We start from the raw sequence: 14,073 nt of genomic DNA, 5'->3' as shown, positions 1-14,073 counted from the left end.
TATCGATAATTTGTAGAGGGACATATCGCCGTGTCACGCCTGTGTATTGCTGCCTTGTCCGCCGTCATGGCCATGTCGGCTCCGGCCACGGGGATGTCTCAAGATGCCGTTGCTCCGATCGAGACACCCTCGCCAGCAACTCCGCCCAAGATTGCGACCATGCGTGAGGGCTTCGATCTCAAGATGCTGGAGCCCGTCAACGGGATCGATTTCAGAAAATACGGTCACATAACCTACGCCATATTTCTCGACCCCAATGGCAACCACGAAGCGATTTACCAGAAATTCGGCACCGACAAGGCTAACTTCGATGCCGCAAGCGCGGCGTTTGGCCAGCGGATGAAGGTTGATCCGACCTTTGCCATGGTGGAAATCTTTGGTGCCTATTTTGCGGAAAATGCGCAAGGCACCTATGCCGCGTTCGGTCAGGATGTTGCGCAATCGGTGCTCAATCAGGCACCACTGACGCAAAGCGAGCCGATGCCGGAGGAGGCGTTTCGTGAAATCCAGGTCTATTACTCCCGGAAAGCGTCGGTGGCTGGCACGTCGTTGGGAGAACAGGATGAAGTTCTGAAACCCTACCACATCACGTTCAACGATTTTAACATTCTGGGCGCTTGGTTTTCGAGACGACTGGCCCTCCAGACCATGGACCTCTCGTCTCCTCAGGCTCGCTCGGACGGCGCTGCCGTTGAAGCCCCGACGGAGCGGCCTGAATGGGGTGGTCTCTGGCGCTTCACATGGAAAACGCTGCAACGGACCGAGACCGAGATGAAGGTCGTCGAAACGTCTAGGGATATCTGCGTCAAGGACGACATGACAGCCGACACTCTGCCACTGATGCCAAAACCTGAAGGCGTGAAATGCGTTCTGATTGATAAAGTTCATTTTTACGACAGCGGCGTGCAGATGCGCGCGGAGTGTGACCTTGGTGGCATCGGAGCGTCATGGGGCATGTACCTCCAGCCCGAAAAGGATGGCGAGAGTTTTACCGGCCAGATTTCCTACAACGAGACCTACGAAGGCGATATGGACATGCCGCAACCTACGACCGATGTCGTTGTCAAACGGATGGGAGAATGCAAGTGATGAAGACAATCTCCCTCGTCCGACTTTCGGTTCCCCTTGCTCTTTCCCTGCTGGCGACACCCGGTCTGGCGCAGGAAACCGGCCTTCCAACGGGTTTATGGCAGGTGCGTCTCTTCACCCCCATTCCGACACCAGAGCTTAAGAACGATGAGCAGGTCTTTCAAATCTGCTACAATGAAGCCGCCGCAAAGGCCCACATGAACCCGGTTCTTCCCAAGGCGCAAGCGAGCAAATGTGATCTGGATTTCACCGACATGGGTGATCTGGCCTATGATGCATCCTGCAAGGATGGCGACCACAGGCTTCGGATTTCCAAAGCCGCAGAGGGTCTCTGGCGTGGAACCTACAGGTTTGTCGGCAAGGCTCCCGACACGATGCTGGAACCTGCCGTCGAACTCAAAAAAATCGCGGACACCTGCCAGTAGTCCTGAACGACGCTCAACGCGATTGGGCCCTTGAACTGTTCATCACTCGAAGGATCGGATGCGACCATCTGCATGATGGATAGATACAGATGCGAACCTTTGAAGATAAAGGACGCATTTTCGGCGTGAAGTCAGTACACCTAGCGAAGTCGAGATGAGATCAGTTTTCATCAATCGAGAGGGCGCCGACATGACCACGAAATACCCGCAGATCGTTCTGGTTCGTCACGGCGAAACGGACTGGACGCTTTCGGGCCGCCATACCGGGCGCAGCGATATTCCGTTAACTCCAAATGGAGAGGCCGCAGCAAGGCTTGTGGGAAAGCGCTTACCAGCGATCGTTTTCGATGCCGTTCTCTCCAGCCCGTCGCAACGCGCGCAGAAAACCTGTGATCTGGCGGGCTTCGGCGCGAGAGCCGAGATCGAGAGCAATCTCGCGGAGTGGAACTACGGTCGTTACGAAGGCCTGACGACAAAAGAGATACAAACGCAGACGCCGGACTGGAATGTTTTTCGACACGGCTGCCCGGACGGAGAAAGCGTTCAGGATATCAGCGATAGAGCTGATGCAGCCGTTGCAAAAATCAGAGCAATCGGCGGCAATGTCCTCATCTTCTCGAGCTCGCATTTTCTGCGGGTTTTGGGTGCCCGGTGGCTGGGCTTGGACGCAGCCGCGGGCGCCTGCTTCATTCTGGACACCGCCAGCATCAGTGTCTTGGGATATGAACACAATCTTGACGAACCGGTGGTGCGAAGCTGGAACCAGACATAATCCGGTCTGAAGCATGCACTAAAGCCTGTCTCTGTGAATAGGATACACTGCGACATGCTTTAGCTCTTGTTTTGTCGCATGTCCGTTATCGTTTCATTGAGGACAATGAAGCGCGACATGCTTTAGCTTTGCCCTGATCAACCGAACGTCTCAGTCTTTCGCGAATGTGGAGATATCATTTTGGACGCTGCCCCTGCTCCTCCGGTTGCCCTCGTCATCTTCGGCGCTACGGGCGATCTCACCCGCCGCCTCCTCATCCCGTCCCTCATCAACCTCACTCGCAGCGGATTGGTCGGTGACGACCTTCACATACTGGGTGTGGGTATCGAACCGGGTGACGATGCCATGCTGGTGGAAAGGCTGGACAGCTTTTTGTCCGGGCTGGGCGGCGCGGAGCCGGTTTCGGCGGATCAGGCCTGGCTTCGCCTGAAGCAGCGCATTTCCTACATCAGTGGAGACTTTACCAAGGACGAAATCTACGCCGAGATCGCCAGCCGTCTTGCTGGCACCGCGGTTGGAAATGCAGCCTTTTATCTGGCTGTCCCACCTCAGTTTTTCGGAACGATCGTCGAAAAACTGGGCCAGCATGGGTTGGTCGAAGAAACAGACACGGAGTTCAGGCGGGTTGCGATTGAAAAACCCTTTGGGACGGATCTCGCCTCTGCACGGGCGCTGAATGCGCGGATTTTGAATACGATTTCAGAAAAGCAGGTTTATCGGCTCGACCACTTCCTTGGCAAGGAAACCGTCCAGAACATCATGACGGCGCGTTTTGCCAATATGATGATAGAAGCCCTTTGGAACAACAATTACATTGATCATGTGCAGATAACGGCTGCGGAAATCGTCGATGTGGGTTCGCGCGGCAAATTCTACGATGCGACAGGCGCGCTGCGTGACATGGTGCCCAATCATCTGTTTCAGCTTCTGGCCATGGTCGCCATGGAGCCGCCAAACAGCTTCAACGCCGAAGCCATCCGCAACGAAAAGAGCAAGGTGCTGCAGGCGTTGCGCGTCTACACGGCCGAGGAAGCACAGAGCCATTCTGCCCGTGGTGCCTATTGTGCCGGAACGTCGAACGGTGCCGCCATTCCCGCATACAGGGATACGAAAGACATCTCACCGCAATCGAACACCGAGACATTCGTTGCCTTGAAGCTTTATGCGGACACATGGCGTTGGGCTGGCGTGCCGTTTTACCTTCGTACCGGCAAGGCAATGGTGGCCCGGGATACAGAGATCGTCGTGACTTTCAAGCAGGTTCCGTTTGCGCAATTTCGTCAAACCGATGTCACACCTGACCTCCCCCCCAACAGGCTCGTCATTCAGGTGCAGCCGGATGAGGGTCTGAGCATGGAACTGTCGATCAAATCGCCCGGCCAGTCGGTCGATACCGTGCCGGTGGCGCTTGATTTCCGCTATGCGGACCGGTTCGATATCAGCAAAACGACAGGCTACGAATCTCTTCTCTACGAGCTTTTCGTAGGAGATCAGACGCTCTTTCAACGTGCAGACGGCATCGAAGCCGGGTGGGCCGCTGTGCAGCCGTTTCTGGATCTTTGGGCAAAAGGCGGAACGCCCGAGCCTTATGAACCTGGAAGTATGGGCCCAAAATCTGCGCAGGATCTCATCGAGCGTGATGGACGCCAATGGCGTGAACTCGGCGCGCCGGGTCGACACAAGCAAACATAAACATTTTTTTGAACACGGTTCCCGCTGGATTTGCAGACAGCGAGGCCGATTGGATATGAGAGCAAAAACTGCTTGCGTTTGGCGACCACTTGGTTGCTAGATCGTAAGACCAACCAAGGAGGCATTCAATGGCCAAGGGTCAAGTCCGCAGCAACAAAGAAGTCAGAAAACCAAAAAAAGACAAGGCCGCAGCGGCTCCAGCACCCACACTGGGATCGCAGGTAAAAGCGAGCGAGAGCACGACGAAAAAGAAGTGACACGACCTTGATGACAGACTTGCGGCGCTCAGTCTCTGAACGCCGCAACCGTTTCCCGTCGGAGACAAGCATGGCATATGGATTTCTGGACATCGCGATAACACCCAGTGTTCGGGCCGCGCAAGCCGAGATGGGTGCGGATAGCCTGTGGGCTGATTTCAGCGGACACCGCGAGTTTGACCGTTTTACCGAAAACGAAAAAGCGTTTATTCACAGTCGCGATACATTTTATATGGCGTCCGTTTCTGAAACGGGCTGGCCCTATGTCCAGCATCGGGGCGGGCCGCCTGGATTTCTTAAAGTGGTCGACGACCGCTCACTTGCATTTGCTGATTACCGTGGCAATCGCCAGTATATCAGCACGGGGAATTTCGCGGCGAACGACCGCGCCTGCTTGATCCTGATGGATTATCCCAACCGCAGCCGCCTGAAAATCTATGTCCATGTCGAGAAGCTTTCGCTGGACGATGAGCCCGCGCTCACAGAACTCGTTAGTGATCGCGGATATAAAGCGAAACTGGAGCGCGTTTTCCGGCTGAAATTGGTCAGCTTCGACTGGAACTGCCAACAGCATATCACGCCGCGTTTCACCCAGCCAGAGATCGCAGCCGCCATCGAGCCGCGACGCGTCCGCCTCGACCAGCTTGAGGCAGAGAATGCAGAACTGAAAGCGCGTCTGGGTTGACCTGCTCCTCACCGTCATTGCGAAACAGAACGGTCAGCTTTGCAGGTTCATGTAATAGAGCCCAAAATTGACGGCGAGCATGAACAGCAGAATTATCAGTGACGCCGCGATGAAATATCCCAACCTTTTCAGAAAGCTCCAAGGTTTGTTCTTTCTGCTGAACGCTGCATATCCAGCAGCGCCGAAGGAAATACCGATAATAGCGGGGAGTGAGAGCATTTTCATTTACCTTACATGATGTCCGGCGTATCCAGACCAACATAGGCCCTTGGAGCGCGATGGAATGCTCATTTCTGAGCACCTGGCCTGACATTTCTCAATCGAACGAGCCGCTGATGTGAGCAACCAACGACCGGCACCTTATGATTTTCAATCACGTTTCAATCAATAGCTTTTCAAAAAAATATCCGCAGCTGAGGATTGTTATCTGAAGCATTCATTGCAGCCATTTTGACGACCGCGTTCAACTGCCGGCGAGAGCATCTGAATAAAAGGCCAGAGCGGCCGCGCCGACAAGACCAGAGTTCTGTCCCAGCGCCGCCTGAACGACCGGCACTTCCCTGAAGGCGGGCATCGCCCATTGGCTGATATAAGCTTGGATGCCCGGCTTGAGCCGTGCGAACTCATGTGAAAGACCACCGCCCATGATGACGACATCGGGGCTGAATAGGTGGATCAGACTGGTAAAGCCTCTTCCAAGAATTTCAGCTTCTTCCTCGATGAGCTTGTTGGCCAGGTGGTCGCCACCTCTTGCGGCAGCAAAGATCGCGGCTCCGTCAATGACAGCACCGTCTTTGCCAAGGCTCGTTTCCGAACACTGGAAAGCGCTTTCGATCGCACGCAATGCAAAAGCTGTTCCCGATCCATAAGCTTCAAAGCAACCATGGTTTCCACATGGGCAAAGCGCACCGTTTGCCTGAACCGACATATGGCCGACGTGACCCGCCATACCTTTTCGTCCCCTAAGCACCCGATTATCAAGAATAATGCCCCCGCCTATCCCCGTACTAACCGTAACATAGACCAGATTTTCGAGCCCCATTCCCGCACCAAACTGCCACTCTCCGATTGCGGCAGCAATTCCGTCATTCTCCAGGCTTAATGGGCAGGAGAAACGCTTTTGCAGCTCAGCGCGCAAGGGAAAATCCACAAATCCTGCAAGCGTCGGCGTGTAGGTTGCAATTCCCGCCACCGTGTCGAGTGGGCCGGGTGCCGATACGCCGATGCCAACGACAGTGAGAGGATCAACTTCTGCAAGCAGACCATCCGCCAGCGCCTTAATCTGCTGCAAAACCTGTTCCGGGCCGGCCCCTGCGTTCGTGCTATCCTCTGTGCGGGCGAGAACGTGGCCGCGCCGATCCACAAGAGCGGCACGAACCGTAGTCCCGCCCAGATCTATTCCGATGGCGATTTTCTTCATTCACATGACCACGGGTCAGAGAGCGTGGAGCCACGTCATTCGCTCAGGAAGCGATGGCGCGTTGAATGCGAGGGAGCCGAGAACCACGGTTTGCGCACCCGCAGCCCGAAGTACAGGCATGGTATGTTCGCGAATACCGCCATCGGCGGCCAGCACGATGCGATGCTCGGCGCCGGACGTCTCGATGATCTGCCGCGCTTGTCCGAGGCGCTCGCCAGCCTTCTCATCAAGACCCTGGCCCTTCACGCCGATGGCCGTGCCGAGTAGGGTCAGGAAATCGAGACGGGCGGCGTATTTACGCACACGCTCGACAGGGGTTTCAACGCGCAGCACCATGCCCGCGGCAACACCACGGCGTTCCAGCAGATCGAGCGCCTCATCAGCCACCGCATCGTTTTCGACATGCAGGCTGATAAGATCGCTGCCCGCATCCGCAAATTGCTCGATCTGCGAGAGAACGATGCTGTCGGCAATCATCAGATGAACATGGATGGGCTTTTTCGTGAGCTTGCGCACCCCCGCCACGAGATCGGGGAAGAACAGCATGGCGGGCGCGAAATGGCCATCGGCAACATCGATATGCAGAATATCGACATGTTCATCGACGCGAGCAAGATCGTCGGCCAGGTGCACAAGATCTGCCGACCACACGGAAAATTCCGCGATAAGCCGGTCTTTGGGGAGATCGTTGATCCAGGTTTTATGGGGCATGATTTCAAAGTTCCTTCAGAAAATTGCCGATAGCGAGATGGAAATCCGCGATATATTGCGTGCGGCTGACGGTTTTGGGGGTGATCTGCGCAAGACGCGCACCGTGGATCATGGACGCCAGCGCCTGCGCATGGGCGAGTGGATGGACGACATCCTCCTCGTGACCGATGACCAGGGTCGGCACACGGAGATTGCCAAGATCGGCTTGCCTGACACCGGGTCCATCGTCGGAAATTGCGGTGAGCAAGGCAGCCGTGACGTCATGCGGCTGGCGCGTGAAAAAGCCGGAGAGCGAGGCCAGATTGTCCGGCGCCTCAAGCGCCAGACGTTGACTGGTTTCACCTGCCAGAAAGGTGGCTTTTGCTTTCTCAGCCGGCATGGTCTTCAGTAGACGTCCGACCTCAGCATTGGGCGCCATATTGGCGGGCGCCGCATTGATCACCCATGCAGGCCGTGCAAGGATGAGGGCTTTCACCAGATCGGGATGCGTGACTGCAAGGCGCAGGGCAATGGCTGCCCCCATGGAAATGCCGCCGACAACCACCGGAGCAGTCAGGTGATTCATGATATAGAGAGCCAGATCGTCGGTGAATGTGGCGATGGACAGACGAGCAAGATCGCCAGGCTCCGAACGCCCGTGGCCTCGCGCTTCAACGGTAACACGCCGGAAACCGTTGCCAAGCGGAAACGCCTCTGAGGTTTGTCCAGCATCGCCGCACAAGCCATGCTGGAACACCACAGGTGTGCCCTCACCAGACGTATCGACGTTCAGACACGTACCATCGCCTGTTTTGAATGGCTCTCCGTGGCGCATCATACGAGCTCCGCAAGTTGCCGTTTGAGGAAGGCAGAAACGCCGGGGGCTTCAGCGGCCGTCAGTCCATGGGTGATCAAGCTGCCCCCAAAGCCGATAGCTTTCAATCTGCCAAGATAATGCCGGTAATCGAGAACACCCTTGCCCGCGGTTGCGAAACGTCCATCGCGGTTGCGGTCCTTGGCATGGGCCATCGCGATGCGGTCTCCCAGGAGATCGATCGCTTTTGACACGATATCTCGCTGTTGCGGAAGCGCAGCGATCTCGAACAGATTGGCCGGGTCAAGAACGATTTTGATGCGCGGGCTTTTCAGCTCAGCAATCAGACTATGGGCCTTTTCAGCGGAGTTGATGACATTGGCAAGTTCCGGCTCGATACCGAGATCGATGTTGTAGCGATCGGCAATACCGATGGCGGTCTCCATGGCTTGTAACAGATCGCGCCAAGCCTCCGGCGTATCGTTATCGGGGTGCTCTTTCCACTGGTCGTGGGGGTCGCGGGTGCCGGTGCACAGCGTAATCAGGTTCGTTTGCATGTCAGCGCAGCGTGCGGCAAGGGTTTCCAGCCTGCGGTGTCCCGCCTCGCGCTCAACCAGATCGGGATGGATCATGTTGTAGGTGCCGGATACCGCAACGATCGCGATACCCGTCTTTCTGGCCGCGTCGGCCACGGTGCCGGCCTGTTCCGCGCTGATCGCATCCGCCATCGAGGGCAAACCGGAGCATGCCATATTATACTGGGTGCAATCGAAGCCCGCAGCAGCCACCGAAGACAGCACCGTTTGCGGCGTGGTTCCCTCGAAAGTCTTGGCGAAAATTCCGAGCTTCATCACACGCCACCTGCGACATCGCCGAGCTTCACCGGCTTGCCGGTTTCGACCGAGCGGGCAATGGCCACCATGGCCTGCACCGAGGCGAGCCCATCATGAATATCGGCGCCTTCCATCGGTGTGCCGTCAAGAATGGTGCGGGCAAAGCCCTCTACCTGGCGGCGATAGAAGTGGCCATCAGCACCGAGAACACGGTGGGTCGCGCCATCGGCCTCACGGAAAATATCGACCTCGCTGCTCTTGTAATACCACGGGTTATAGGTCTTGCCGAGAATGCTGCCGTTCTTACCGTAGATCTGGAAACCTTCGTGCCAGTCCATGCGGACCTGAACGGTGAGATCGAGATGACCGAGCGTACCGGAGGCGAATTCCAGATCGACAAACCAGCACCAGATCCCGGCGCGCTCTGAAAGCCGGGCCTGCACTGAGATGATGTCGCCCGCAAAATAACGAGCCGTATCAATGAGGTGGCACCCATGAGCCAGCATATAGTATCGCCGCAGATCGGCCTTGGGGTTGGCAGATGGCTTTCTGGCATTGGCGCTGGTAACGATCAATGGCTGCACGGCATCGGTCATGGGATAGCGATGAGTGCTATCGCAGTACCACGCCTTGAGCGCCACCAGATCGCCCATCTCGTCCTGGATGAAGGACTTTGCCGCCTGAAGACCGGCATCGAAGCGCTTCATGTGGCCGACCTGAAACACTTTACCGGATTTTTCCACGGCAGAGCGCAGTTCCAGGCACTCCTCAACCGTCAGCCCGACAGGCTTTTCGCACAGCACATGCTTGCCAGCTTCAAGCGCCCGGATGGAGGCAGGAACGTGGAAGGCATCGGCTGTGGCGATGATCACTGCATCGATATCGGGATCGGCCAGCATGCGGTCATAGTCGTTGTAACCCTTTGCTGCGCCATGCGTGATCATCATGCGCTCGCGCAGATCGTCGGCCACATCGCAGATGGCATGGAGATCGGCATTGGCGGCCTTGGTGCAGCTTTCGAAATGGGCCGCCTGGGCAATTTGCCCCGCGCCTAGCACGCCGACCCGGAGTCGGTTTTCCTGTTTTGCTGGCATTTTATAAGTTCCTGAATTCACGATTTGAACGGGTAGAGAACGGCTGGCCGTTCAGCTGATGGGCCGATCCTTGCTCAGCGCAAGACCGCTTTCGGCATCGAACAGCACAGCCTTTGAAAGGTCGATGGAAAAGGCTGCCTTCTGTCCAGTGCGCACCGGTGTTCCGGTGGGCAGGCGAGCCATGATTTCCTGTTCGCCAGCTCGCAATGCCACGAAGACGTCAGGACCGGTCGGCTCGATGACATCGACCTCCATATCGATCCGCGCCAGCGTGTTTCCCGCATCTGTGACCAGCGAAAGCCATTCGGGGCGCAGGCCGAGCAGAACTTGTTGTCCGGTCGAAAGTGCTGGCACCGGAACCGGCAGCGTCACGCCGGTGCCCTCTAGCCGGAGCTGCAATCCGCCCTCCCCCTCCACCACGGTTGCGGGCAAAAGGTTCATGGCCGGAGACCCCATGAAGGTGGCGACGAAGACATTGGCGGGCCGGTCATAGATCTCTTCCGGGGTGCCGAATTGCTGGAGAATACCATCTTTCATCACTGCAATGCGGCTGGCCATGGTCATGGCCTCGATCTGGTCATGGGTGACATAAACGATGGTCGAGCCGAGGCGCTGGTGCAGCTTCTTGATTTCGGTGCGCATCTCCACACGCAGTTGGGCATCGAGGTTCGATAGCGGCTCATCGAACAGAAAAATTTTCGGTTCGCGCACAAGCGCCCGGCCCATGGCCACACGCTGGCGCTGGCCGCCCGAAAGTTGCCCCGGCTTACGCTTCAGAAGGTGCGTGATCTGCAAAAGTTCCGCCACCTTGTTGACGCGCTCGGTTCGCTCTGGCTTTGGCATCTTGCTCATTTCAAGCGAGAAGCCGATATTCTGCTCCACCGTCATGGCGGGATAGAGCGCGTAGGACTGGAAAACCATGGCGATATCGCGCTCTTTCGGCTCCAGACCCTCCACAGACTTGCCGTCGATGGTGATGGTTCCCGATGTGTGGCTGTCGAGACCGGCAATGATCGCCAGCAGCGTCGATTTTCCGCAGCCGGACGGACCGACAAGAACCAGAAACTCTCCATCCTCTATCGAGATATTGATGTCCTTGAGGACTTCGAGACTGCCGAAACTCTTTGTGACGTGGTTGATTGCGAGATTGGCCACAATGGTTATCCTTTGACTGCGCCGGCCATCAGGCCACGAAGGAAATAGCGGCCCGCCGCCACATAAATGAGGATGGTCGGCAGGGCAGCGATCATCGCAGCAGCCATATCCTCATTATAGGCTTTGGTTCCGGTCGACGTATTGACAAGATTGTTGAGAGCAACCGTCACGGGCTGGTTGGAACCAGCCGCAAACGACACGCCAAAGAGGAAGTCGTTCCAAATGCCGGTGAATTGCCAGATGATCGAAACCATGACGATGGGCCAGGAAATCGGCAGCAATATGCGGAAAAAGACTGCCCAGAAGCCCGCGCCATCGATGCGCGCTGCCTTGAAGATTTCGGCAGGCACGGTCACGAAGTAATTGCGAAAAAACATCGTGGTGAAGCACACACCATAGATGACATGGACGAGAACCAGACCGGAAATCGTGCCTGCCAGGTTGAACGTGCCGAGCAGGCCGGCCATAGGAATAAGAACGATCTGAAACGGGATGAAACAACCAAACAGGATAAGCCCGAACAGGACATTGTCGCCTTTGAACCGCCAGTTGGCGAAGACATAGCCATTCAGCGCGCCGAGACCTACAGACAGCAGCGTGGCCGGAATGACGATGAGAAACGAGTTGCCGAAATAGCCCTTCAGTCCTGTGCAGGTCACGCCGATACACGCGGCATTCCATACGGTCTTCCAAGCCTCAACCGTAGGCGCCATGGGAACGGACAAAAGATTGCCGGAGCGGATTTCCTCCATGCCCTTGAGTGAGGTAAACAGCATGGACACGAGCGGCGCCAGAAAGGCTGCGGCGAGAATGGTCAGGCAGGCATAGATGAAGACACGCCCGGCCACTTTTGAAACGCGCAGCTTTCCTGCCATGTTGCCTTTAGGCTGTGCGGTCATTGCCAAGCTCCGAATAGAGATAGGGTACGATGATGCTCGCAAGGCTGACCAGCATAACGGTGGCGCTGGCGGCACCCACACCAAGCTCGTTGCGGGTAAAGGTCATCGAATACATGAAGGTCGAGGGCAGTTCGGTGGAAACACCCGGGCCGCCCTTGGTCAGTGACACCACCAGATCGTAGCTCTTGATGGCAAGATGTGCCTCGATGACGAAGACGGTGAGAAAAACCGGGCGCAAGGCGGGAATGATGATGCGCGTGTAGACTTTGTGAATCGGCGCGCCATCAATGCGGGCAGCGCGAAGGATTTCGGTGTCGATGCCGCGCAGACCGGCCAGAAACAGCGCCATGACGAAGCCAGTAACCTGCCACACCCCGGCGATGACGATGGTGTAAATCGCCATATCGGGATCGACAAGCCATTGAAAGGTGAAGCTTTCCCAGCCGAGGCTACGCATCATATGCTCAAGGCCAACCCCGGGATTGAGCAGCCATTGCCAGATGACCCCTGTTACAACAAAAGACAGCGCCATGGGGTAGAGAAAGATCGCCCGGAACACGCCCTCCATACGGATTTTCTGATCGATCAAAATGGCGATGAACAGTCCGAGGCAGGTTGCGCCAACAACATAAAGACCGCCGAAAATAGCCATGTTTTCGATGGCAGTGATCCAGCGCGGATTGTCGAAAAGGCGTTCATATTGCCGCCAGCCGACGAAATCGAAACGCGCGAACATCTTCGATCCGGTAAAAGACAGCAGTGCAGTATAGGCGATGAAACCGTAAACGCAGACCGTTATCGCCGCGACAGATGGCGACAAGACAATCGCAGGCAATGCGCCTCTGACACGTTTTGAGAAAGACATGAGTTGTCCACCTGTTTTGCCCTGAACTCTGGGCCGGATCACATGCACCGCCACATCCAAAGATGTGACGGTGTTGTCCGCGAGAGATCATTATTTGGCTGCGTTGACCGATTTGATCAGGGCGGCCACGGCATCCTTCGACGACATGTCAGAGTTGAAATGCTGGGTAACGACATCAAACATGGCACGCTGAATACCGGATGGTTCGGCATGACCGTGTGCAAGCGAACCCAGCAGTGTGCCAGCAGCCTCGGCCGTTTTCAGATCGGCCATGGACTTCTGTCCGCAAGCATCGAATTTGGTGCCGGAAACATCTGTTCTGGCCGGGATTGACCCCTTCACCAGGTTGAATGCTTCCTGGAAGCTCGGCGACATGACGCTGGTTGCCAGCTTGTTCTGAGCATCAACCTTGTCTTTTCCGACCGGGAACATCGCGAAAAAGTCAGTGTTGAAAAGGAAGGAACCTTCGGTACCAGGCGCGGTAACACATAGAATATCGACACCTGGCTTCAATCCGGCTTTGACGATCTCGCCCTTGGCCCAGTCACCCATGAGCTGCATCGCGGCTTCGCCCTTAAGAACCATGCCGGTTGCCAGATTCCAGTCGCGGCCTGAGAAATTAGGATCAACGAAACCACGAATTTTGCGCATCTGGTCAAAAACCTTGACCATGGTATCCGAGCCGAGCGCTGTTTCATCGAGTTGAAGAATAGCTTTTCTATAAAAATCCGGACCACCGAGGCCAAGCACAACATCGTCGAAAATGGTCGTGTCCTGCCAAGGCTGACCGCCATGCGCCAGCGCTACGATACCCTTGGCCTTCAACTTTTCGGCGACCGTATTGAATTCATCCCAGTTTGTCGGAGGCTGAAGGCCGTTATCCTTGAAAACCTTGGCATTGATCCATAGCCAGTTTGGTCGGTGAATATTGACAGGAACCGCTTCCCACTTGCCATCATGGACGGCAAAGGCTTTGATCGCGCCGGGAACGACTTTATCCCAGCCTTCCTTTGTGGCGACAGGCGTCAGGTCGCCGAGAAGGCCCTCTTCAGACCATTCATTGACTGCCATGCCAAGCAATTGGGCCGCGGTTGGCGGATTTCCCGATGCGACACGGGCTTTCAACGCGGTCGTCGCGGCTTCTCCACCGCCACCGGCAACCGGCATATCCTGCCACGACACGCCCTGTTTCTGAAGGTCTTCCTTCAGCACGCCGACAGCGGCAGCTTCACCGCCCGACGTCCACCAGTGCAATACCTCAACGCTCTCCTGAGCGAAGGCATAGCCTGATACAGATGCACCAAGGACGGCCGCTAGGGCCATCTTTTTAAAGGTAGAACGCATATTATCCTCCCACAGACCGGCCCGATGCCGTCCCTCCAA

The 14,073-nt window shown here is 56.3% G+C and carries 16 protein-coding genes; 6 read left to right on the top strand and 10 right to left on the bottom strand.

The genetic code is table 11. From position 1 onward, the window contains the following. Positions 1-30 precede the first annotated feature (30 nt). From GGQ73_RS22925 to GGQ73_RS06380, 6 genes are all read left to right on the top strand, one after another. Entirely contained in the window at positions 31-1,089 is a 1,059-nt protein-coding gene (locus tag GGQ73_RS22925; protein ID WP_234910906.1) for a hypothetical protein, read from the top strand. Beyond that, positions 1,089-1,514 (top strand): hypothetical protein, encoded by a 426-nt coding sequence (locus GGQ73_RS06395; RefSeq protein ID WP_183895107.1) that lies wholly within the window; start codon positions 1,089-1,091, stop codon positions 1,512-1,514. Before GGQ73_RS22925 ends, GGQ73_RS06395 begins: the two co-directional genes overlap by 1 nt. Before the next feature lie 190 nt (positions 1,515-1,704). Next, the gene (locus GGQ73_RS06390) at positions 1,705-2,286 is read left to right on the top strand and encodes a histidine phosphatase family protein (RefSeq protein ID WP_183894870.1); all 582 of its coding nucleotides are present in this window, start codon (positions 1,705-1,707) and stop codon (positions 2,284-2,286) included. Between the two features lie 180 nt (positions 2,287-2,466). Further along, positions 2,467-3,978, top strand: coding sequence for a glucose-6-phosphate dehydrogenase (zwf, locus tag GGQ73_RS06385; protein WP_183894868.1), 1,512 nt, complete (start codon positions 2,467-2,469; stop codon positions 3,976-3,978). Between the two features lie 128 nt (positions 3,979-4,106). Further along, on the top strand, positions 4,107-4,235 hold the full coding sequence (locus tag GGQ73_RS23155) for a hypothetical protein (protein WP_268842296.1): 129 nt from the start codon (positions 4,107-4,109) through the stop codon (positions 4,233-4,235). Between the two features lie 70 nt (positions 4,236-4,305). Beyond that, the gene (locus GGQ73_RS06380) at positions 4,306-4,920 is read left to right on the top strand and encodes a pyridoxamine 5'-phosphate oxidase family protein (protein ID WP_183894866.1); all 615 of its coding nucleotides are present in this window, start codon (positions 4,306-4,308) and stop codon (positions 4,918-4,920) included. 33 nt (positions 4,921-4,953) lie between these two features. Here the strand turns inward: GGQ73_RS06380 and GGQ73_RS06375 are convergent, their stop codons facing one another. The 10 genes from GGQ73_RS06375 to GGQ73_RS06330 form a co-directional block, all read right to left on the bottom strand. Then, positions 4,954-5,139 carry a hypothetical protein gene (locus tag GGQ73_RS06375; RefSeq protein ID WP_174155434.1) on the bottom strand — a complete coding sequence of 62 codons (186 nt, stop codon included), beginning with the start codon at positions 5,137-5,139 and terminating at the stop codon, positions 4,954-4,956. A 244-nt stretch (positions 5,140-5,383) separates the two neighbouring features. Continuing rightward, entirely contained in the window at positions 5,384-6,340 is a 957-nt protein-coding gene (locus tag GGQ73_RS06370; protein WP_183894864.1) for an ROK family protein, read from the bottom strand. Positions 6,341-6,355: 15 nt separating this feature from the next. Continuing rightward, positions 6,356-7,051 carry a ribulose-phosphate 3-epimerase gene (locus tag GGQ73_RS06365; protein ID WP_183894862.1) on the bottom strand — a complete coding sequence of 232 codons (696 nt, stop codon included), beginning with the start codon at positions 7,049-7,051 and terminating at the stop codon, positions 6,356-6,358. Between the two features lie 4 nt (positions 7,052-7,055). After that, positions 7,056-7,865: an alpha/beta fold hydrolase gene (locus tag GGQ73_RS06360; protein WP_183895085.1), complete on the bottom strand. Its 810-nt coding sequence runs from the start codon at positions 7,863-7,865 to the stop codon at positions 7,056-7,058. Further along, positions 7,865-8,695, bottom strand: coding sequence for a sugar phosphate isomerase/epimerase family protein (locus tag GGQ73_RS06355; RefSeq protein WP_174155437.1), 831 nt, complete (start codon positions 8,693-8,695; stop codon positions 7,865-7,867). The genes GGQ73_RS06360 and GGQ73_RS06355 overlap by 1 nt, the downstream gene beginning before the upstream one ends. Beyond that, positions 8,695-9,771: a Gfo/Idh/MocA family protein gene (locus GGQ73_RS06350; RefSeq protein WP_174155438.1), complete on the bottom strand. Its 1,077-nt coding sequence runs from the start codon at positions 9,769-9,771 to the stop codon at positions 8,695-8,697. Before GGQ73_RS06350 ends, GGQ73_RS06355 begins: the two co-directional genes overlap by 1 nt. Positions 9,772-9,822: 51 nt before the next feature. Next, entirely contained in the window at positions 9,823-10,926 is a 1,104-nt protein-coding gene (locus tag GGQ73_RS06345; RefSeq protein ID WP_183894860.1) for an ABC transporter ATP-binding protein, read from the bottom strand. 5 nt (positions 10,927-10,931) lie between these two features. Continuing rightward, entirely contained in the window at positions 10,932-11,831 is a 900-nt protein-coding gene (locus tag GGQ73_RS06340) for a carbohydrate ABC transporter permease (RefSeq protein ID WP_434060049.1), read from the bottom strand. Then, positions 11,809-12,690 (bottom strand): carbohydrate ABC transporter permease, encoded by an 882-nt coding sequence (locus GGQ73_RS06335; protein ID WP_174155441.1) that lies wholly within the window; start codon positions 12,688-12,690, stop codon positions 11,809-11,811. Before GGQ73_RS06335 ends, GGQ73_RS06340 begins: the two co-directional genes overlap by 23 nt. 90 nt (positions 12,691-12,780) lie before the next feature. Next, positions 12,781-14,034, bottom strand: coding sequence for an ABC transporter substrate-binding protein (locus GGQ73_RS06330; RefSeq protein ID WP_183894858.1), 1,254 nt, complete (start codon positions 14,032-14,034; stop codon positions 12,781-12,783). Between the last annotated feature and the right edge of the window lie 39 nt (positions 14,035-14,073).

The organism is Rhizobium skierniewicense, assembly GCF_014196515.1.
Classification (GTDB): Bacteria; Pseudomonadota; Alphaproteobacteria; order Rhizobiales; family Rhizobiaceae; genus Agrobacterium; species Agrobacterium skierniewicense.
Note: the sequence above shows the minus strand (reverse complement) of the source record. Positions and strands in the feature narration are given on the sequence as shown.

Excerpts from the sequence above, each read along its gene's own strand:
- GGQ73_RS06395 (WP_183895107.1), top strand. The coding sequence starts at position 1,089 with ATGAAGACAATCTCCCTCGTCCGACTTTCGGTTCCCCTTGCTCTTTCC.
- GGQ73_RS06390 (WP_183894870.1), top strand. The coding sequence starts at position 1,705 with ATGACCACGAAATACCCGCAGATCGTTCTGGTTCGTCACGGCGAAACG.
- GGQ73_RS23155 (WP_268842296.1), top strand. The coding sequence starts at position 4,107 with ATGGCCAAGGGTCAAGTCCGCAGCAACAAAGAAGTCAGAAAACCAAAA.
- GGQ73_RS06380 (WP_183894866.1), top strand. The coding sequence starts at position 4,306 with ATGGCATATGGATTTCTGGACATCGCGATAACACCCAGTGTTCGGGCC.
- GGQ73_RS06375 (WP_174155434.1), bottom strand. The coding sequence starts at position 5,139 with ATGCTCTCACTCCCCGCTATTATCGGTATTTCCTTCGGCGCTGCTGGA.
- GGQ73_RS06370 (WP_183894864.1), bottom strand. The coding sequence starts at position 6,340 with ATGAAGAAAATCGCCATCGGAATAGATCTGGGCGGGACTACGGTTCGT.
- GGQ73_RS06365 (WP_183894862.1), bottom strand. The coding sequence starts at position 7,051 with ATGCCCCATAAAACCTGGATCAACGATCTCCCCAAAGACCGGCTTATC.
- GGQ73_RS06360 (WP_183895085.1), bottom strand. The coding sequence starts at position 7,865 with ATGCGCCACGGAGAGCCATTCAAAACAGGCGATGGTACGTGTCTGAAC.
- GGQ73_RS06355 (WP_174155437.1), bottom strand. The coding sequence starts at position 8,695 with ATGAAGCTCGGAATTTTCGCCAAGACTTTCGAGGGAACCACGCCGCAA.
- GGQ73_RS06350 (WP_174155438.1), bottom strand. The coding sequence starts at position 9,771 with ATGCCAGCAAAACAGGAAAACCGACTCCGGGTCGGCGTGCTAGGCGCG.
- GGQ73_RS06335 (WP_174155441.1), bottom strand. The coding sequence starts at position 12,690 with ATGTCTTTCTCAAAACGTGTCAGAGGCGCATTGCCTGCGATTGTCTTG.
- GGQ73_RS06330 (WP_183894858.1), bottom strand. The coding sequence starts at position 14,034 with ATGCGTTCTACCTTTAAAAAGATGGCCCTAGCGGCCGTCCTTGGTGCA.